Annotated in this window: 20 protein-coding genes and 1 pseudogene; all 21 read left to right on the top strand. The window is 65.8% G+C overall.

Going from position 1 to position 18066, the window contains the following annotated elements:
• Window position 1: 1 nt before the first annotated feature.
• The 21 genes and pseudogenes from ST3T6A_RS0114865 (at window position 2) to nuoL (ending at window position 18046) form a co-directional block, all read left to right on the top strand.
• Entirely contained in the window at window positions 2-895 is an 894-nt protein-coding gene (locus ST3T6A_RS0114865) for a fructose bisphosphate aldolase (RefSeq protein WP_019833738.1), read from the top strand.
• A gap of 6 nt (window positions 896-901) precedes the next feature.
• Window positions 902-1429: a hypothetical protein gene (locus tag ST3T6A_RS0114860; RefSeq protein WP_019833737.1), complete on the top strand. Its 528-nt coding sequence runs from the start codon at window positions 902-904 to the stop codon at window positions 1427-1429.
• On the top strand, window positions 1416-2105 hold the full coding sequence (gene thiE, locus ST3T6A_RS0114855) for a thiamine phosphate synthase (RefSeq protein WP_019833736.1): 690 nt from the start codon (window positions 1416-1418) through the stop codon (window positions 2103-2105). Before ST3T6A_RS0114860 ends, thiE begins: the two co-directional genes overlap by 14 nt.
• A complete protein-coding gene (locus tag ST3T6A_RS0114850; protein ID WP_019833735.1) occupies window positions 2102-2497 on the top strand; it encodes a hypothetical protein in 396 nt (131 codons plus the stop codon). The genes thiE and ST3T6A_RS0114850 overlap by 4 nt, the downstream gene beginning before the upstream one ends.
• A gap of 56 nt (window positions 2498-2553) precedes the next feature.
• Window positions 2554-3558, top strand: a complete 1005-nt coding sequence (locus ST3T6A_RS0114845) for a L,D-transpeptidase family protein (RefSeq protein ID WP_019833734.1) — start codon at window positions 2554-2556, stop codon at window positions 3556-3558.
• Window positions 3555-4136 carry a M23 family metallopeptidase gene (locus tag ST3T6A_RS0114840; protein ID WP_019833733.1) on the top strand — a complete coding sequence of 194 codons (582 nt, stop codon included), beginning with the start codon at window positions 3555-3557 and terminating at the stop codon, window positions 4134-4136. Before ST3T6A_RS0114845 ends, ST3T6A_RS0114840 begins: the two co-directional genes overlap by 4 nt.
• A gap of 1 nt (window position 4137) precedes the next feature.
• Window positions 4138-4611, top strand: a complete 474-nt coding sequence (locus tag ST3T6A_RS0114835; RefSeq protein WP_019833732.1) for a GFA family protein — start codon at window positions 4138-4140, stop codon at window positions 4609-4611.
• An 80-nt stretch (window positions 4612-4691) separates the two neighbouring features.
• Entirely contained in the window at window positions 4692-5255 is a 564-nt protein-coding gene (gene efp / locus ST3T6A_RS0114830) for an elongation factor P (protein ID WP_019833731.1), read from the top strand.
• A gap of 137 nt (window positions 5256-5392) precedes the next feature.
• A complete protein-coding gene (locus ST3T6A_RS0114825; protein ID WP_019833730.1) occupies window positions 5393-6205 on the top strand; it encodes an inositol monophosphatase family protein in 813 nt (270 codons plus the stop codon).
• A 172-nt stretch (window positions 6206-6377) separates the two neighbouring features.
• On the top strand, window positions 6378-6755 hold the full coding sequence (gene ndhC, locus ST3T6A_RS0114820) for an NADH-quinone oxidoreductase subunit A (protein WP_019833729.1): 378 nt from the start codon (window positions 6378-6380) through the stop codon (window positions 6753-6755).
• On the top strand, window positions 6746-7300 hold the full coding sequence (locus ST3T6A_RS0114815; protein ID WP_026359747.1) for a NuoB/complex I 20 kDa subunit family protein: 555 nt from the start codon (window positions 6746-6748) through the stop codon (window positions 7298-7300). Before ndhC ends, ST3T6A_RS0114815 begins: the two co-directional genes overlap by 10 nt.
• Before the next feature lie 9 nt (window positions 7301-7309).
• A pseudogene (locus tag ST3T6A_RS0114810) lies at window positions 7310-7963 on the top strand (NADH-quinone oxidoreductase subunit C); the annotation flags it as partial.
• Between the two features lie 53 nt (window positions 7964-8016).
• Window positions 8017-9228: an NADH-quinone oxidoreductase subunit D gene (locus tag ST3T6A_RS0114805; RefSeq protein WP_157602937.1), complete on the top strand. Its 1212-nt coding sequence runs from the start codon at window positions 8017-8019 to the stop codon at window positions 9226-9228.
• Window positions 9228-9893 carry a complex I 24 kDa subunit family protein gene (locus ST3T6A_RS0114800; RefSeq protein ID WP_019833725.1) on the top strand — a complete coding sequence of 222 codons (666 nt, stop codon included), beginning with the start codon at window positions 9228-9230 and terminating at the stop codon, window positions 9891-9893. Before ST3T6A_RS0114805 ends, ST3T6A_RS0114800 begins: the two co-directional genes overlap by 1 nt.
• The gene (gene nuoF / locus ST3T6A_RS0114795) at window positions 9893-11191 is read left to right on the top strand and encodes an NADH-quinone oxidoreductase subunit NuoF (protein WP_019833724.1); all 1299 of its coding nucleotides are present in this window, start codon (window positions 9893-9895) and stop codon (window positions 11189-11191) included. Before ST3T6A_RS0114800 ends, nuoF begins: the two co-directional genes overlap by 1 nt.
• A gap of 274 nt (window positions 11192-11465) precedes the next feature.
• A complete protein-coding gene (nuoG, locus tag ST3T6A_RS0114785) occupies window positions 11466-13457 on the top strand; it encodes an NADH-quinone oxidoreductase subunit NuoG (RefSeq protein WP_019833722.1) in 1992 nt (663 codons plus the stop codon).
• Entirely contained in the window at window positions 13454-14524 is a 1071-nt protein-coding gene (gene nuoH / locus ST3T6A_RS0114780; RefSeq protein WP_019833721.1) for an NADH-quinone oxidoreductase subunit NuoH, read from the top strand. The genes nuoG and nuoH overlap by 4 nt, the downstream gene beginning before the upstream one ends.
• A gap of 4 nt (window positions 14525-14528) precedes the next feature.
• Window positions 14529-15014: an NADH-quinone oxidoreductase subunit NuoI gene (nuoI, locus tag ST3T6A_RS0114775; RefSeq protein WP_019833720.1), complete on the top strand. Its 486-nt coding sequence runs from the start codon at window positions 14529-14531 to the stop codon at window positions 15012-15014.
• A 38-nt stretch (window positions 15015-15052) separates the two neighbouring features.
• Window positions 15053-15670 (top strand): NADH-quinone oxidoreductase subunit J, encoded by a 618-nt coding sequence (locus ST3T6A_RS0114770; RefSeq protein WP_019833719.1) that lies wholly within the window; start codon window positions 15053-15055, stop codon window positions 15668-15670.
• Window positions 15667-15972, top strand: a complete 306-nt coding sequence (gene nuoK, locus ST3T6A_RS0114765) for an NADH-quinone oxidoreductase subunit NuoK (RefSeq protein WP_019833718.1) — start codon at window positions 15667-15669, stop codon at window positions 15970-15972. The genes ST3T6A_RS0114770 and nuoK overlap by 4 nt, the downstream gene beginning before the upstream one ends.
• A 7-nt stretch (window positions 15973-15979) precedes the next feature.
• Window positions 15980-18046, top strand: a complete 2067-nt coding sequence (nuoL, locus tag ST3T6A_RS0114760; RefSeq protein ID WP_019833717.1) for an NADH-quinone oxidoreductase subunit L — start codon at window positions 15980-15982, stop codon at window positions 18044-18046.
• Window positions 18047-18066 lie beyond the last annotated feature (20 nt).

Raw genomic sequence — 18066 nt, 5'->3', positions numbered from 1 at the left:
AATGACCGATCCGAAGATGATGGCGCAGATGGTGGGCGGGGCCGGTTTCATTGCCGCGCTGGACCAGAGCGGCGGCTCGACGCCGGGCGCGCTGAAGGCCTATGGTTTCGCGGAAAGCGACTTCGCGACCGAAGAGCAGATGTTCGAGCTGGTGCATCAGATGCGCGTCCGCATCATCACCGCGCCGAGCTTCAACGGCCGCAAGGTGATCGCCGCGATCCTGTTCGAGAAGACGATGGACGGGCAGGCGAACGGCGTGCCCGTGCCGGCCGCATTGTGGCAGCGCGGCGTGGTGCCCTTCCTGAAGGTCGACAAGGGGCTGGAGGCCGAGGCCGACGGCGTGCAGCTCATGAAGCCGATCCCCGGCCTCGACGATCTGCTGGCCCGCGCGGCGAAGCTCGGCGTGTTCGGCACCAAGATGCGCTCGGTCGTCAAGGCGGCCGACCGCAAGGGCATCGCGGGAATCGTGAAGCAGCAGTTCGAGCTGGCCGAGCAGATTCTCGCGCACGGGCTGATCCCGATCATCGAGCCGGAGGTGCTCATCAAGAGCCCCAATCGGGAGGCGATCGAGGACATCCTGCTCGACGAGCTGGCCAAGGCGCTCGACGCCATGACCGGCGACAAGCGGGTGATGCTCAAGCTCTCGATCCCGGCGAAGGCGGACCTTTACGCGCCGCTGGTCGGGCATATGCGCGTGATCCGCGTCGTGGCGCTGTCGGGCGGCTTCCCGCGGCCCGAGGCGTGCGAGCATCTCACCCACAATCACGGCATGATCGCCAGCTTCTCGCGCGCGCTGCTGGAGGACCTCCGCCACCAGCAGACCGATGCCGAGTTCGACCAGACGCTCAGCGCCGCGATCGACGAGATCTACGCGGCCTCGGTGGTGAAGGCCTGACCTTCGATGGGGACCGCCGCCGCTTCGGAGGATGATCCGGCGGCGGTCCTCTCCTTTTCCTATCATCGCAGCATCGGGCCGATGCTGGGCGTGCTGCTCGGCATCGCGCTGGTCGAGACGGTGGTGGTCCACATCGTCGCGATGGCGCTGTGGGGCTGGAAGGTCGCGGTGGCGCTGGCGGTGGTCGACCTGTCGGCCGTGGCGATGCTGGTGCGGCTGCTCCGCTCCTTCCGCACGCGCCCGGTGACGATCGAGGGCCGGCGCCTTGTCATGCGGCTCGGGCACAGGACCGTGGTCCCGGTCGACATCGACGATATCGCCGGCTTCCGGACGGACTGGGATGCGGCGGCGATCAAGAGCAAGTCGGTGCTGAATCTGGCGCTGATCGCATGGCCCAACGTGGTGTTCGATCTGGCGCGTCCGATCGAAGTGAGGCGTCGGCGCATCATCTCGACAATAGCGCATCGGCTTGACGATCCAGTCGCTTTTCATGCTGCCATGGCGCGTCTAGAGGGCGCGCATGGAGATCGATGAAGACGAACTGAAGCTCGATCCGGGCTTCGCCACGCGCTTCGAGCGCGACGACAGCCGGCCCGCTTGCCAGCTCTATCTGATCTCGCCGCCGGCCATCGACGCGGGCTTCGTCGATCGCCTTGCCGCCGCCTTCGACGGTGGCCCGGTCGCGGCCTTCCAGCTTCGTGTGAAGAGCATGGTCGAGCATGATCTCGCCCGCCTCGCCGAGCCGATCCAGAAGCTCTGCGCGGATCGCGACGTGGCGTTCATCGTCAACGACTCGGTGTCGCTTACCAAGCGTCTCGGCGCGGACGGCGTGCATCTGGGGCAGGAGGACGGTGACGTCCGCGAGGCGCGCCAGATCCTCGGCCCCTCGGTGCAGATCGGCGTGACCTGCCACGACAGCCGCCACCTCGCGATGGAGGCCGGTGAGGCCGGGGCGGACTATGTCGCTTTCGGCGCCTTCTACCCGACCACGACTAAGGAGACGCAGCACCAGCCGGAGCCGTCGATCCTTTCCTGGTGGACGACGCTGTTCGAGCTGCCCTGCGTGGCGATCGGCGGGATCACGCCGGCCAACGCGCCGCCGCTGGTGGCGGCGGGCGCCGACTTCCTGGCGGTGAGCACCGCCGTGTGGAACGCCGCGGAAGGGCCGGAAGCGGCCGTCCGCGCCTTCGGGGGCGTGCTCAAGGCGTGATCCGCAGGCTCGCCCGGAGCGCGGCGCTGACGGCGACCGCCATCGACCTCGTGGCTGCATGGCTGGACTGGAATCAGGGTGATTTCCACATCCGGCTGCGCGTCGCGGCGTTGGTGACGGCGCTGGCGCTGGTTCCGTGCGCGCTGGCCTTCCTCGCCGTGATCGGGGAGCAGCTCCGCCGTCCGATGGCGAGCCGCGGGCCGGTCAGGACCATCGATACGATCCGCCTGCCGCTGATCGTGCCGCGCGGCTATGTCGGCGCGGCGGTGCTCGGCGGGATCGGGACGCTGGCCGCGATGGGCGAGGGATTCGGCCTCTACATCTTCCTCGCCGGGATCGCGCTGATCGCGCTGGCGCTGTCGCAGGCGAGGCCCCGGCCAGCGCGCCGATAGGGCACTTTCACGAATAAGCGGCGTTACCCTTCCGTTATGACGGCGAAGGGAACTGCATGAAAACGCTGCGATTTGCGATCACCACCGGGCTCGGATTGCTGCTGGCGGGCAGCGCGCAGGCGGCCGCGCCGTCCCCCGCCGCCGGGCCGGACCCCAAGGTGATGCAGGTGCAGGTCGTGCTCGATCATCTCGGCTTCTCGCCGGGGGTGGTGGATGGCAGGCAGGGGGCCTCGCTCAAGCGCGCGCTCGCGGGATTCCAGAAGGCGAACGGCCTGCCGGCTTCCGGCGAGATGGACCCGCGCACCGCCGCGGCGCTCGGCAGATATGGCGCGACGCCCCCGGTCGCCGAGGTGACGCTGGGCGCCGCCGACCTCGCCGGTCCCTTCGTCGGCCCGATCCCCAAGCGCGAGAACGAGCAGGCAAAGCTGCCTTCGCTGGGCTATTCCAATCCGGTGGAAATGCTGGCCGAGCGCTATCACACCACGCCCGCCACGCTGATCGCGCTCAACTCCCCCGACACGCCGATGAAGGCGGGCACGAAGATCAAGGTGCCCAATGTCGCGACGGCGGGGCGTGCCTATCCGGCGGAGCTGCCGGACGGCTACAAGCAGACGCTGGCCGGGCTGAACGTCGATTCCAGCCAGCCGCAGGCGGATCATCTGGTCGTGGACAAGTCCGACAGGACGCTCTCCGCTTATGATGCGGCGGGCAAGCTGATCGCCCAGTTCCCGGTGACGACGGGCAGCCGCCACGATCCGCTGCCGATCGGGCGCTGGAAGGTGCAGGGCGCGTCCTACAATCCGGAATTCCACTATAATCCCAGGCTGTTCTGGGATGCCCGCAAGGGCGACCGGAAGGCTACGCTGCCGCCCGGTCCAAACGGACCGGTGGGCGTCGTATGGCTCGATCTTTCCAGGGCGCATTATGGCATCCACGGCACACCGGAGCCTCAGAATATCGGGCGGACGGAGAGTCACGGCTGCATCCGCCTCAGCAATTGGGATGCCGCGCGTCTTTCCCTGATGGTCAAGCCGGGAACTCCGGCTATCTTCCAGCCATGAATCGCTTGGGCGTCGGCATCGCGTTGCTTCTGGTGATCGTTCTGGTCGCCTTCGCTACCATGGTCCATGTCACGGGTCCGGGCTGGACCGGCCGTGCCGTGGAGGGCGGAACAGGGCCGGATGTCGCCCGCGCGCCCGCGCCGGTCGCCGCCTCGATGGTGACGCCGGTGCAGGGCGCCGAGCTTCGCGACAACTGGAACGAGAAGCGCGGCCACGGCATGCGCGCGCATCAGGGCATCGACATCATGGCGCCCACCGGAACGCCCGTCCGCGCCGTGGCGGACGGGAAGATCGAGAAGCTGTTCGAGAGCCGGCGGGGCGGGCTCACCGTCTATGAGCGCTCGGCGGATGGCGGCGTCGTCTATTATTACGCGCATCTCGATGCCTATGCGCCGGGGCTGGCCGAGGGGCAGGCGATCCGTGCCGGCCAGGCGATCGCGACCGTGGGCTCCACCGGGGATGCCGATCCGGGCGCGCCGCATCTCCATTTCGAGGTCCACCGCATGGCGGCGGGCGAGGGGTGGTGGCAGGGCCGGGCGGTGAACCCCTATCCGCTGCTGAAAGCGGTGCGAGGCTAGGATGCTGGAAGGCGGCTGCCTCTGCGGCTTCGTCCGCTACCGCCTGAGCAGCCTGCCGATGTTCGTGAATGGCTGCCATTGCCGCATGTGTCAGAAGGCGAGCGGATCAGCCTTCGCGATCAACGCGATGATCGAGGCCGACCGCGTGGAGATGATCGGCGAGGGCGCGCCGGAGACCGTCCACCCGCCCGAGAATCTCCCGTCCGGACAGACCGGCGCGCGCTGCCCGCGCTGCGGGACGGCGCTCTGGGGGCATCACCGGATGTTCGGCGACGGCATCCGCTTCGTCTATGTCGGCACGCTCGACGAGGGCGAGAGGCTCGCGCCCGACGCGCATTTCTTCACGCGGAGCAAGCATCCGTGGATCGTCCTGCCCGAGGGCGTGCCCGCCTATGAGACGCTGCCGCCCGACGGCGATGGGGAGCTGTGGACCGCCGAAGTGAAGGCGCGGCTCGCGGCGGTCAGGGGCAGTTAAGGCGCCTCTCTTGCCGGAAAGCTCCGCTCCGGCTAAAGCGCGCGCCTGCTCTTTCCCACTCTCAGGCTTCAGGTGTCGCAATGAAGATCAGCGGCGTGGACATTCGTCCCGGTAACATCATCGAATATGAAGGCGGCATCTGGCGCGCCGTGAAGATCCAGCACACCCAGCCCGGCAAGGGTGGTGCGTATATGCAGGTCGAGATGAAGAACCTGCGCGACGGCCGCAAGAACAACGTCCGCTTCCGCTCGGCCGAGACGGTGGAGCGCGTGCGCCTCGACACCAAGGACTTCCAGTTCCTGTTCGCGGACGGCGAAACGCTGACCTTCATGGACAAGGAAACCTACGACCAGATCACGCTCCCGCGTGACCTGCTCGGCGATGCGGCGGCCTTCCTTCAGGACGGCATGGACGTCGTGATGGAACTCTACGAAGAAGAACCGATCAACGTGCAGCTTCCCGATACGGTGGAAGCCACGATCGTCGAGGCTGACGCGGTGGTGAAGGGCCAGACGGCTTCCTCCTCCTACAAGCCGGCGCTGCTCGACAACGGCGTGCGCGTGATGGTGCCGCCGCACATCTCGTCGGGCACGAAGATCGTCGTCGACGTCTATAGCCAGGAATATGTCCGCCGCGCGGACTGACCTGCTCTGACCCCTCCTCCGTGACGGGGGAGGGGCTGGGGCGGGTGATGTGAGCCTGCCCTTCGCCGTCGCGCCTGGGGGAGGGCCGACGTGATCCACCCCCGGCCCCTCCCGACACGGGAGGGGGGAGAAGAACCATGGTTGCCCATTCCGGCCTCATCACCGTCATGCAGAAGGCCGCCCGCAAGGCGGCTCCCAAGCTCCGCCGCGATTTCGGTGAGGTCGACGCGCTTCAGGTCTCCCGCAAGGGCCCGGCCGATTTCGTGTCCGCCGCCGACAAGGCCGCCGAGCGCACGATCTTCGAGGAATTGAAGCACGCCCGCCCCGACTGGGGTTTCCTGATGGAAGAGGGCGGCGAGATCGAGGGTGATCCCTCCAAGCCGCGCTGGGTGGTCGATCCGCTCGACGGCACCAGCAACTTCCTCCACGGCCTGCCGCACTTCGCCATCTCGATCGCGGTGGAAGAGCCGCGCCCGAACGGCACGCGCGAAGTGACCACCGCGCTCGTCTACCAGCCGCTGACCGACGAGAGCTTCTGGGCCGAAAAGGGCCGGGGGGCGTGGCTGCACGACCGTCGCCTGCGCGTCTCGGCGCGCCGCGACATCTCCGAGGCGCTGCTGGCGACCGGCATGCCCTTCGCCGGCCATGGCGATTTCGACGTGTGGAGCCGCATCTTCCGCACCGTCGGCCCGGAGGTCGCGGGTGTGCGTCGTTTCGGTTCCGCCGCGCTGGATCTCGCCTGGGTGGCGGCCGGCCGATTCGACGGCTTCTGGGAAACGCATCTGAGCCGCTGGGACGTTGCGGCCGGCGAGCTGCTCGTGCGCGAGGCCGGCGGCTTCGTCACCGACTATCGCGGCGGCGACCAGATGCAGGAGCGCAAGCAGTGGCTCGCCTCCAACGATTCCCTGCATCCGCGCCTTCTCAAGCTCGTTGCGGCGGCGCTTCGCTGATCTTTTCGGGCGGTCATCCCCGCCTCCACGGGGGTGACCCGGCCTCATAGGCCAACCCCTTCTTATTGCGATTCATTCTCATGGCCTCGACCTGTTGCCTCGCGGGTGCAGCAGGCCTAGAGACGCCCCCAAGAAGTCGCGCCTTCGGGCGCGCCCGTTTGCGGAGAAAGCCATGGCGTCCGTCGCCGCCCAATATCTCCCGATCCTGCTGTTCCTGGGTGTGGCCCTGTTGCTGTCGACCGCCTTCGTGGTGCTGCCGATGGTCGTGTCGCGCCTGACCGGATCGCACAAGCCGACCACCGATAAGCTCGCTGAGTATGAATGCGGCTTCCCGGCCTTTGAAGATAGCCGCGCGCAGTTCGACGTGCGTTTCTATCTGGTCGCCATTCTCTTCATCGTCTTCGATCTCGAAGCCGCCTTCCTTTATCCGTGGGCGGTGTCGCTCAAGGAGATCGGCTGGACCGGCTGGTTCGCGATGATGGGTTTCCTTGCCGAACTGATCCTCGGCTTTGCTTACGCCTGGAAGAAGGGGGCGCTGGAATGGGAGTAGAAGTCGCCCGCGATGTGAAGGCGCCGTTCGCGCCGGAGCATACGCCCCCAAACAAGGCCTTCTTCGACGATCTGTCGGCGGAAGTGCAGGACAAGGGCTTCCTAGTCACCTCGACCGAGGAGCTGTTCCAGTGGGCCCGCACCGGCTCGCTCTGGTGGATGACCTTCGGCCTCGCGTGCTGCGCGGTCGAGATGATCCATGTGAACATGCCGCGTTACGACCTTGAGAGGTTTGGCGCCGCGCCCCGCGCGTCCCCGCGTCAGTCGGACGTGATGATCGTGGCCGGCACGCTCTGCAACAAGATGGCCCCGGCGCTCCGCAAGGTCTACGACCAGATGTCGGAGCCGAAGTACGTCATCTCGATGGGCTCGTGCGCCAACGGCGGCGGCTATTATCACTACAGCTACTCGGTGGTGCGCGGGTGTGACCGGATCGTTCCGGTCGACATCTACGTGCCCGGCTGCCCGCCGACCGCCGAGGCGCTGCTCTACGGCATCATGCAGTTGCAGCGGAAGATCCGCCGCGTCGGCACGATCGAGCGCTGAGGCAGTTTGATGAACTATCCGAAGTTCAGCTCCAACGAGGGCGTGATCGAGAAGGCGAAGGCCGCTCTCGGTGATGCCCTCATCGAGGCTGTCGAGAAGGTCGGCGAGATCCAGCTCCACGTTCGCCGCGAGGCGACCGTGGACGCGCTGCGCACACTGCGCGACACGCCGGGCCTTGAGTATCAGCAGCTCATGGAAATCGCCGGCGTCGATTATCCGGATCGCGGCGAGGAGCGGTTCGAGGCGGTGTATTGCCTCCTCTCGCTCACCCGGAACCATCGCCTGCATGTTCATGTCCGCACCGATGCGGTGAAGGCCATTCCGTCCGCGACCGTGCTGTGGCCGGTCGCCGGCTGGCTTGAGCGCGAAGTGTACGACATGTATGGTGTGCTGTTCGACGGCAACCCGGACCTGCGCCGCATCCTCACCGACTACGGCTTCCGCGGCCATCCGCTGCGCAAGGACTTCCCGATGACCGGCTATGTCGAGCTGCGTTATTCGGAAGAGGCCAAGCGCGTGGTCTACGAGCCGGTGCAGCTCGCGCAGGATTTCCGTTCGTTCGATTTCCTCTCGCCGTGGGAAGGCGCTGCCTATCAGCTCCCCGGTGACGAGAAGGCTCCGCAGGCCCCCGGCGCGCCCACGCCCGCCAAGGCCGATGAGGTGAAGCGCTGATGGCCGACCTCCACGAAATCCAGGACGCGAAGATCGCGGCCGACATGCTCTATTCGAGCGACGACAAGCCGTCCGTCGGCGACGTCGAGATCAAGAACTACACTATCAACTTCGGCCCCCAGCATCCGGCGGCGCACGGCGTGCTCCGTCTCGTGATGGAGCTGGACGGCGAGATCGTCGAGCGCGTCGATCCGCACGTCGGCCTGCTGCATCGCGGCACCGAGAAGCTGATGGAGGCGCGCACCTATCTCCAGAACGTGCCCTATCTGGACCGTCTGGACTATTGCTCGCCGCTCAACATGGAGCACAGCTATGTGCTCGCGGTCGAGAAGCTGCTCGGCATCGAGGTGCCGCTGCGCGCGCAGTATCTGCGCGTGCTGTTCGCCGAGCTGAGCCGCATCTCGAACCACATGATGAACCTCGGCTCGCACATCATGGACGTCGGCGCGATGACGCCGAACCTGTGGCTGTTCGAGATCCGCGAGGACACCTACGGCTTCTTCGAGCGCGCGTCGGGCGCCCGTATGCACATGGCCTATTTCCGGCCGGGCGGCGTGCATCAGGACGTGCCGCTGAAGCTGCTCTCCGACATTGGCGACTGGGTCGACGGCCGTCTCGACGAGCTGTTCACCGACACCATGTCGTTGATCGCGGACAACCGCATCTTCAAGCAGCGCAACGTCGACATCGGCACGGTGAGCCGCGAGGACGCGATCGCGTGGGGCTTCTCCGGCCCGATGCTCCGCGCCGCCGGCGTGCCGTGGGACATCCGCAAGTCGCAGCCCTATGAGGTCTATGACCGCATGGACTTCGACATTCCGGTCGGCACCCGTGGCGATTGCTATGATCGCTTCATGGTGCGCGTGCAGGAGGTCCGCCAGTCGGCGCGGATCATCAAGCAGTGCCTCGCGCAGATGCCCGACGGCCCGATCGCGTCGACCGACCGCAAGGTGGCTCCGCCGCTGCGTGGCGAGATGAAGCGCTCGATGGAAGCGCTCATTCACCACTTCAAGCTCTACACCGAGGGCTTCCATGTCCCGGCGGGCGAAGTCTATGTCGCGACCGAGAGTCCCAAGGGCGAATTCGGCGTCTATCTCGTCTCGGACGGCACCAACAAGCCGTACCGCGTGAAGCTGCGCCCCACGGCGTTCAGCCACCTGCAGGCGATGGACTTCATGATGAAGGGCCACATGCTGGCCGACACGACGGCGATCCTCTCCGCGATCGACGTCGTCTTTGGTGAATGTGACCGATAATGGCTGACGCTGTTCATATCCCCGATGAGGCCGAGACGCGCGCGCGTTGGGGCGGCTTCACCTGGAATGCCGAAAATGCCGAGAAGGCGAAGCAGATCCTCGCCCGCTACCCCAAGGGTCGCGAGCAGTCGGCTTCGATCCCCTTCCTCGATCTGGCCCAGCGCCAGGTCGGCGAGGAAACGAACACGCAGGGCTGGCTTCCGGTCCCGGTGATCGAGTTCGTCGCGCGCGAGATCGGCGTGCACTACATGCGCGTGTACGAGGTCGCGACCTTCTACACGATGTTCAACATGGCGCCGGTCGGCCGTTTCCACGTGCAGGTGTGCGGCACGACGCCGTGCATGTTGCGCGGATCGGACGACGTGCTGGCGGCGTGCAAGAACAAGGGCCTCGTCAAGGGCAAGACCACGCCCGACGGCCTGTTCACGCTGACCGAGGTCGAGTGCCTCGGCGCCTGCTCGAACGCGCCGATGGTGCAGATCAACGACGATAACTTCGAGGATCTCACCTACGACACGACCATCGCGCTGCTGGAAGCGCTGGCCGAGGGCAAGCCGGTGAAGATCGGCCCGCAGATCGATCGTCAGGTGAGCGCGCCGGAAGGCGGCCCGACGACGCTTGTCGAGATGGTGACGGAAAATCATGATTATCGGGATCGCTGGTGATGCTTGAGGATAAGGATCGCATCTTCACGAACCTGTACGGCTTTCAGGACTGGCGTCTTGATGCCGCGATGAAGCGTGGCGACTGGGATAATACCAAGGCGCTGATGCAGATCGCGCAGGATGACATCATCCAGACGATCAAGGACTCGGGTCTGCGCGGTCGCGGCGGCGCGGGCTTCCCGACCGGCATGAAGTGGAGCTTCATGCCCAAGGAACCCAAGCCCGGTAAGCCGAACTTCCTCGTCATCAACGCCGACGAGTCCGAGCCCGGTTCGTGCAAGGACCGCGAGATCATCCGCCACGATCCGCACAAGCTGATCGAAGGCGCGCTGATCGCCGGCTTCGCGATGCGGGCGCGTGCGGCGTACATCTACATCCGCGGCGAATATATCATCGAGGCGAAGGTTCTCTTCGCGGCGGTGGAAGAGGCCTATGACAAGGGCCTGATCGGCAAGAACGCCTGCGGTTCGGGCTATGACTTCGACGTCTTCGTGCATCGCGGCGCGGGCGCCTACATCTGCGGCGAAGAGACCGCGATGCTGGAGAGCCTCGAAGGCAAGAAGGGCCAGCCCCGCCTGAAGCCGCCGTTCCCGGCCGGCGCGGGCCTCTATGGCTGCCCGACGACCGTGAACAACGTCGAGTCGATCGCGGTTGCGCCGACCATCCTGCGCCGTGGCGCGGCGTGGTTCTCGTCCTTCGGGCGCGAGAACAACAAGGGCACCAAGCTCTTCCAGATCAGCGGCCATGTGAACAAGCCGTGCGTGGTCGAGGAGGCGATGAGCATCCCCTTCCGCGAGCTGATCGAGAAGCATTGCGGCGGCATCCGTGGCGGCTGGGATAACCTGCTCGCCGTGATCCCGGGTGGTTCGTCGGTGCCGCTGGTGCCGGCCGCCGAGATCATGGACGCGCCGATGGACTTCGACGGCCTCCGCGCGCTGGGCTCGGGCCTCGGCACGGCGGCCGTGATCGTCATGGACAAGTCCACCGACATCGTCCGCGCGATCAGCCGGATCAGCTACTTCTACAAGCATGAGAGCTGCGGCCAGTGCACGCCGTGTCGCGAGGGCACGGGCTGGATGTGGCGCGTCATGGAGCGTCTGCGCGAAGGCAATGCCGACGTCTCCGAGATCGACATGCTCCAGGAAGTGACCAAGCAGGTCGAAGGCCACACCATCTGCGCGCTCGGCGACGCGGCGGCGTGGCCGATCCAGGGCCTGATCCGTCACTTCCGCCCCGAACTCGAGCGCCGCATCGCCGCCAAGCGTGGCGAGGCTCCCGTTGCGGTGGCGGCGGAATGATTAGGGCGATCGAAAAGGATCACGAGTGCGTGCGCCGTTCGGGAGAGCGGGTTCGCGTTCGTTTGGCGGCTTATAGGAAGAATGGCCAATACAAGGTTTCGAAGGGGCCGAACGTCGTATCTGCGGAGGTTTCGTGCTCCTCCCTTGAGGAGGTCCATCAATACGCGAACAAGGGCTACATGATCCAAATGCAAAGCGAGATCATGGAGTTTGATGGAAAACGACGCCGTGTGAATGGGCTTTACAGCTCTGACGGCATTGAGGTGGTCCAGTAATGCCCAAGCTCACAGTCGATGGGATCGAAGTCGAAGTCCCCGCCGGTGCCACCGTGCTCCAGGCGGCGGAGGCTGCCGGCAAGGAAATCCCGCGCTTCTGCTACCATGAGCGCCTGTCGATCGCCGGCAATTGCCGCATGTGCCTCGTCGAGGTGAAGCCGGGGCCGCCCAAGCCCCAGGCTTCGTGCGCGCTGCCCGCCGCCGACGGCCAGGAAGTCCGCACCGACAGCGCGATGGTCAAGAAGGCCCGCGAAGGCGTGATGGAGTTCCTGCTCATCAATCACCCGCTCGATTGCCCGATCTGCGATCAGGGCGGCGAGTGCGACCTGCAGGACCAGTCGGTCGCCTATGGCAAGGGCCATAGCCGCTTCGACGAGAACAAGCGGGCGGTGACGGAAAAGTACATGGGTCCGATCGTCAAGACGGTCATGACCCGCTGCATCCAGTGCACGCGCTGCGTGCGCTTCGCCGAGGAAGTCGCCGGCGTCGAGGAAATCGGCGCGATCTATCGCGGCGAGAACATGCAGATCACCTCCTATCTGGAGAAGGCGGTCACGTCGGAGCTTTCGGGCAACGTCGTCGATCTCTGCCCGGTCGGCGCGCTCACCTCGAAGCCCTATGCGTTCGAGGCGCGTCCGTGGGAGCTGAAGAAGACCCCGGGCATCGACGTGATGGACGCGGTCGGCACCAACGTGCGTCTCGATGCGCGCGGCCGCCAAGTGCTGCGCTCGCTGCCGCGCATCAACGAGGACGTGAACGAGGAGTGGGCGTCGGACAAGACGCGCCATGCCGTCGACGGCCTCGTCCGCAACCGTCTCGACAAGCCCTATGTCCGCGTCGACGGCAAGCTGAAGGCAGCGACCTGGGAAGAGGCGTTCGCCGCCATCGCCAACGCGATGCGGGGCGTCAGCGGCAACCAGATTGCGGGCCTCGCCGGCGATCTCGCCGAGGTCGAGAGCGTCTATGCGCTGAAGGCACTGCTCAAGGCCTATGGCTCGTCGCTGCATGAAGCGCGCGTTGATGGTGCGCTGTATGACGTCGCCAACCCGGCGTCCTATCGCTTCAACCCGACCATCGCGGGCGTCGAGAACGCCAAGGCGATCCTGCTCGTGGGCACCAACCCGCGCTGGGAAGCGCCGCTGGTCAACACCCGCATCCGCAAGGCGATCAAGAAGGGCGCGAAGGTTTACGCCGTCGGCCCCGAAGTCGATCTTACCTATCCGGTTCAGTGGCTTGGCGCCGATATCTCGGCTCTGAACGAGCTGCCGGAAGCGCTGACCAAGGCGGAAGACGTGCTCGTCATCGCCGGCATGGGTGCGTGCCTGATCGAAGGCGGCTATGCGGCCGCCCGCCAGACCGCCGCGGCGCTCGGTGCGGGCTTCGGCCTGCTCCACACGGCTGCCGGCCGCGTGGGTGCGCTGGACGTCGGCTTCACCGTCGAGGGCGGTTTCGCCGCCGTCGTGGAAGCGGCGCCCAAGGTGATCTTCTCGCTCGGTGTCGACGAGGCGGAGCTTGCCGGTTTCTTCGGCGGCGCGTTCAAGGTCTACATCGGCACGCATGGCGATCGCGGCGCGCACAGCGCCGACGTGATCCTGCCGGGCGCGACCTATGTCGAGAAGCCGGGCACCTGGGTGAACATGGAAGGCCGCGTGCAGCGGGCCGAGCGGGCGGTGTTCCCGGTCGGCGACGCGCGCGAGGACTGGACCATCCTGCGCGCGCTCTCGGCCGTGCTGGGCAAGACGCTGCCGTTCGACAGCCTCGCGCAGCTCCGCTCGAAGATCGCGGCGGATCATCCGTCGCTGGCGGAGGAGGGGATCCACCTCGCCGGCGCGCTCGATCCGGCGCCGAAGGGTGGTGACGTCTCCGGTACGATCGTCTATCCGATCGCCGACTTCTACCTGACCAACCCGATTGCCCGCTCGTCGCCCACCATGCAGCGCTGCTCCGCCGAGCTGATCCATGGCGAGAGCTTCGCGGAGGCCGCAGAATGATCTCCTGGTTTACCGGCGTCGTGCCCTATGGCTGGGCCTATTTCATCGCCACGATCATCGACATTCTGGTGATCGCGCTGCCGGTGATGCTGGCCGTCGCCATGATCATCTATGCCGACCGTAAGATCTGGGCGGCGATGGCGCTGCGTCGCGGCCCGAACGTGGTCGGCCCCTTCGGCCTGCTCCAGTCCTTCGCGGACGGCCTGAAGGTCTTCCTTCAGGAAACGATCATCCCGTCGGCTGCGAACCGCACCCTGTTCCTCGTGGCGCCGGTGATCACCTTCACCGTCGCGCTGATCGCCTGGGCAGTGATCCCGTTCAGCTCCTTCTCGGTGCTGGCGAACATCAATGTCGGCCTGCTCTACATTCTCGCGGCCTCGTCGCTGGGCGTGTATGGCGTGATCCTCGCGGGTTGGGCGTCGAACTCCAAATATCCCTTCTATTCGGCGATCCGCGCCGCCGCTCAGATGGTGAGCTACGAAGTCGCCATCGGCTTCGTGCTGATCTCGGTGGTGATGTGGGCCGGCAGCTTCAACATGCAGACCATCGTGTTGGCGCAGAAGGGCACCATCCTCGGTATCATCAATGCCAACGGCTTCAACCCGCTGCTCTTCCCGATGGCGGTGGTGTTCCTGATCTCGTCCATGGCCGAGACCAGCCGCACCCCGTTCGACCTGACCGAGGCGGAGAGCGAGCTCGTCGCCGGCTACCAGACCGAATATTCGTCGATGAGCTTCGCGCTCTACTGGCTCGGCGAATATGCCAACGTCATCCTGATGTGCGCGCTCAACGCGACTTTGTTCTGGGGTGGTTGGCTGCCGCCGCTCGACCTGCCGTTCCTCTATCACATTCCGGGGACGACGATCGGGCTGGGCCTGTTCTGGATCCTGCTGAAGATGGCCGTGTTCTTCTTCATCTTCTCGTGGGTGAAGGCGACGTTGCCCCGCTATCGTTACGATCAGCTGATGCGTCTGGGCTGGAAGATCTTCCTGCCGCTGTCGCTGCTGTTCGTCTTCCTCGTCTCCGGGTGGCTGATGCTCACCCGCTTCCACCCGATCGGAGCCTGATGCGATGAGCGTCGCGCACTTCGTCAAATCGTTCACGCTCTGGGAGATCGTGAAGGGCCATGCCCTCACCTTGAAGTATTTCTTCAAGCCCAAGGCGACGATCAACTACCCGTTCGAGAAGAACCCGCTGTCGCCCCGCTTCCGCGGCGAACATGCGCTGCGCCGCTACCCCAACGGGGAAGAGCGCTGCATCGCGTGCAAGCTGTGCGAGGCGGTGTGCCCGGCGCAGGCCATCACCATCGAGGCCGAACCGCGTGACGACGGCAGCCGCCGCACCACGCGCTACGACATCGACATGACCAAGTGCATCTTCTGCGGCTTCTGCCAGGAAGCCTGCCCGGTCGATGCGGTGGTCGAGGGGCCGAATTTCGAATATTCCACCGAGACCCGCGAGGAGCTGATCTATGACAAGGCCAAGCTGCTCGACAACGGGGACCGCTGGGAACGGGCGATCGCGGCGAACCTTGCCGCTGACGCGCCGTACCGTTAATCGCTCGCAACGAATCTGACAGGGGCTCGCACAGCGCCGTGATCCAGACGATCGCCTTTTATCTGTTCGCCGTCATGGTGATCGCCTCCGCGGCGCTCACCATCACCGCGCGCAATCCCGTGCACTCCGTGCTCTGGCTCATCCTCGCCTTCTTCAACGCGGCGGGGCTGATGCTGCTCGTCGGCGCCGAGTTCATCGCGATGCTTCTCATCATCGTGTATGTCGGCGCGGTCGCCGTGCTGTTCCTGTTCGTCGTGATGATGCTCGACATCGATTTCGCCGAACTGCGGGCGGGCCTTTCCAAATATCTGCCCTTCGGGGTCGCCATCGCGGCGGCGCTGCTGGCCGAGATCGTGATCGCCGCGGGCGTCTGGGAGGCTGGCCCCGTCCAGCTCGCCGGCCGTACCGCCGTCGCGCCGGCGCCGGATCAGGTGCCCAATATCGAGGCGCTCGGCGCGCTGCTCTACACGCGCTATCTGTTCGTGTTCGAGGGTGCCGGCCTGGTGCTGCTGGTCGCGATGATCGGCGCGATCGTGCTGACCCACCGTGCGCGCGGCGGCGTCCGTCGCCAGAACATCATGCGCCAGTCCATGCGCCGGGCGGAAGATGCCACCCGCATGACCAACCCGACTGTCGGCCAGGGAGTCGAGCTGTGATCGGTCTCCAGCATTATCTCGTCGTTTCGGCGACCCTCTTCGTCATGGGCGTGCTCGGCATCTTCCTCAACCGGAAGAATGTCATCATCCTCCTGATGGCGATCGAGCTGATCCTGCTCAGCGTGAACATCAATCTGGTGGCCTTCTCGGCCTTCCTGCACGACCTGGTCGGCCAGATCTTCGCGATGTTCGTGCTGACGGTCGCGGCGGGCGAGGCGGCCATCGGGCTTGCCATCCTCGTGATCTATTTCCGTGGCCGCGGCACCATCGCGGTCGATGACATCAATCGGATGAAGGGCTGAACCGGCCGTGATCCAGCTCCTGGTATTCCTGCCGCTGTTCGCGGCGGCGGTCGCCGGCCTCGGCAACCGCATGATCGGCAACACGGCGGCGAAGCTCGTCACGACGGGCGCGCTGTTCGCGTCCTGCGCGATCGCGTGGCCGATCTTCATCGGTTTCCTGACTGGCGCGAACCACGCCTATGTCGCTCCGGTGCTCACCTTCATCCACTCGGGCGACCTTCAGGTCGACTGGGCGCTGCGCGTCGACTCGCTCACCGCCGTGATGCTGGTGGTGGTGACCAGCGTTTCCGCGCTCGTTCACCTCTATAGCTGGGGCTATATGGGCGAGGACCCGGACCAGCCGCGCTTCTTCTCGTACCTGTCGCTCTTCACCTTCGCGATGCTCATGCTCGTGACGGCGGACAGCCTGGTGCAGATGTTCTTCGGCTGGGAAGGCGTGGGCCTCGCGTCCTATCTGCTCATCGGCTTCTGGTATCAGAAGCCGTCGGCGGGTGCGGCCGCGATCAAGGCGTTCGTCGTCAACCGCGTGGGTGACTTCGGCTTCTCGCTCGGCATCTTCGGCACCTTCCTGGTGTTCGGGACGACCTCGATCCCGGCGATCCTCCATGCCGCTCCGGGCATGGCGGGTTCGACCATCGGCTTCCTCGGCTATCGCGCCGACACGATGACGCTGCTCTGCCTGCTGCTGTTCATCGGCGCGATGGGCAAGTCGGCGCAGCTCGGCCTGCACACCTGGCTGCCGGACGCGATGGAAGGCCCGACGCCGGTGTCCGCGCTCATCCACGCCGCCACCATGGTGACGGCGGGCGTGTTCATGGTGTGCCGCCTGTCGCCGATGTTCGAGACGAGCCATGTCGCGCTCGAGGTCGTCACCGTGATCGGCGCGCTGACCTGCTTCTTCGCCGCGACCGTCGGCACGACGCAGACCGACATCAAGCGCGTGATCGCCTATTCGACCTGCTCGCAGCTCGGCTACATGTTCTTCGCGGCTGGTTCGGGCGCGTTCGGCGCGGCGATGTTCCACCTCTTCACGCACGCTTTCTTCAAGGCGCTGCTGTTCCTCTCGGCGGGCTCGGTGATCCACTCGATGCACCACGAGCAGGACATGCGCTTCTATGGCGGCCTCAGGAAGCACATCCCGCTAACCTTCTGGGTGATGATCGCGGGCACGCTCGCCATCACCGGCGTCGGCATTGCGGGGGTGTTCGGTTTCGCGGGCTTCTACTCGAAGGACGCGATCATCGAGGCGGCTTATGCCACCGGCACGCAGGTGGGCGGCTTCGCCTGGTTCATGGGCGTGTTCGCGGCGGGCCTGACGAGCTTCTACTCGTGGCGCCTGATCTTCCTCACCTTCTTCGGCGAACCGCGCTGGGCAGCTTCGGAGCATATCCAGCACGCGATGCACGATCATGGGCATGGTCATGACGATCACGGCCACGACGATCATCATGCGCCGGATGAGACGGCCGGCCATGAGCCGCGCCCGGAAGGTCGCTCGATCAACGAGATCGCGCACGGTACGCTCGGCTATCATCCGCACGGCGCGCCGTGGGTGATGACGCTGCCGCTGGTGGTGCTGGCGATCGGCGCGGTATTCGCGGGCTTCGCCTTCGCGCACTATTTCCTGGAAGCGGAGTTCTGGCAGGGCGCGGTCGCTTACTCGGCCGAACTGCATGAGAAGGCGGAGCATCTGCCGACGCTGCTTGGCCTCGCGCCGACGATCGTGATGATCATCGGTCTGGCGATCGCCTACTGGGGTTATATCGTCGACACGACGATCCCGGATCGCTTTGCCAGGACTTTCCGTGGGCTTTACGTCTTCCTGCTCAAGAAGTGGTATTTCGACGAGCTGTACGACTTCCTGTTCGTGCGCCCGGCCTTCGCCATCGGCCGCTTCCTCTGGAAGCAGGGCGACGAGGGCACGATCGATCGCTTCGGCCCGGACGGCATCTCGAAGCTCATGGTCGTCGGCAACCGCTTCATGGCGCGCGCGCAGTCCGGCTATGTCTACAGCTATGCGCTGGTGATGCTGCTGGGCCTCGCCGGGATCGCCACCTGGGCGGTGACGCGATGAGCGCCGCTTCCTTCTCCGCA

Source organism: Sphingomonas sp. PR090111-T3T-6A, assembly GCF_000383095.1.
Classification (GTDB): Bacteria; Pseudomonadota; Alphaproteobacteria; order Sphingomonadales; family Sphingomonadaceae; genus Solisphingomonas.
The sequence above is the reverse complement of the archived record's forward strand: the minus strand, read 5'-3'. Positions and strand labels throughout refer to the sequence as shown.

What these genes read in the sequence shown, in the direction of transcription:
- ST3T6A_RS0114865 (WP_019833738.1), top strand. Translation starts at nt 2, where the DNA reads ATGACCGATCCGAAGATGATGGCGCAGATGGTGGGCGGGGCCGGTTTC.
- ST3T6A_RS0114860 (WP_019833737.1), top strand. Translation starts at nt 902, where the DNA reads ATGGGGACCGCCGCCGCTTCGGAGGATGATCCGGCGGCGGTCCTCTCC.
- thiE (WP_019833736.1), top strand. Translation starts at nt 1,416, where the DNA reads ATGGAGATCGATGAAGACGAACTGAAGCTCGATCCGGGCTTCGCCACG.
- ST3T6A_RS0114845 (WP_019833734.1), top strand. Translation starts at nt 2,554, where the DNA reads ATGAAAACGCTGCGATTTGCGATCACCACCGGGCTCGGATTGCTGCTG.
- ST3T6A_RS0114840 (WP_019833733.1), top strand. Translation starts at nt 3,555, where the DNA reads ATGAATCGCTTGGGCGTCGGCATCGCGTTGCTTCTGGTGATCGTTCTG.
- ST3T6A_RS0114835 (WP_019833732.1), top strand. Translation starts at nt 4,138, where the DNA reads ATGCTGGAAGGCGGCTGCCTCTGCGGCTTCGTCCGCTACCGCCTGAGC.
- efp (WP_019833731.1), top strand. Translation starts at nt 4,692, where the DNA reads ATGAAGATCAGCGGCGTGGACATTCGTCCCGGTAACATCATCGAATAT.
- ST3T6A_RS0114825 (WP_019833730.1), top strand. Translation starts at nt 5,393, where the DNA reads ATGGTTGCCCATTCCGGCCTCATCACCGTCATGCAGAAGGCCGCCCGC.
- ndhC (WP_019833729.1), top strand. Translation starts at nt 6,378, where the DNA reads ATGGCGTCCGTCGCCGCCCAATATCTCCCGATCCTGCTGTTCCTGGGT.
- ST3T6A_RS0114815 (WP_026359747.1), top strand. Translation starts at nt 6,746, where the DNA reads ATGGGAGTAGAAGTCGCCCGCGATGTGAAGGCGCCGTTCGCGCCGGAG.
- ST3T6A_RS0114805 (WP_157602937.1), top strand. Translation starts at nt 8,017, where the DNA reads ATGCTCTATTCGAGCGACGACAAGCCGTCCGTCGGCGACGTCGAGATC.
- ST3T6A_RS0114800 (WP_019833725.1), top strand. Translation starts at nt 9,228, where the DNA reads ATGGCTGACGCTGTTCATATCCCCGATGAGGCCGAGACGCGCGCGCGT.
- nuoF (WP_019833724.1), top strand. Translation starts at nt 9,893, where the DNA reads ATGCTTGAGGATAAGGATCGCATCTTCACGAACCTGTACGGCTTTCAG.
- nuoG (WP_019833722.1), top strand. Translation starts at nt 11,466, where the DNA reads ATGCCCAAGCTCACAGTCGATGGGATCGAAGTCGAAGTCCCCGCCGGT.
- nuoH (WP_019833721.1), top strand. Translation starts at nt 13,454, where the DNA reads ATGATCTCCTGGTTTACCGGCGTCGTGCCCTATGGCTGGGCCTATTTC.
- nuoI (WP_019833720.1), top strand. Translation starts at nt 14,529, where the DNA reads ATGAGCGTCGCGCACTTCGTCAAATCGTTCACGCTCTGGGAGATCGTG.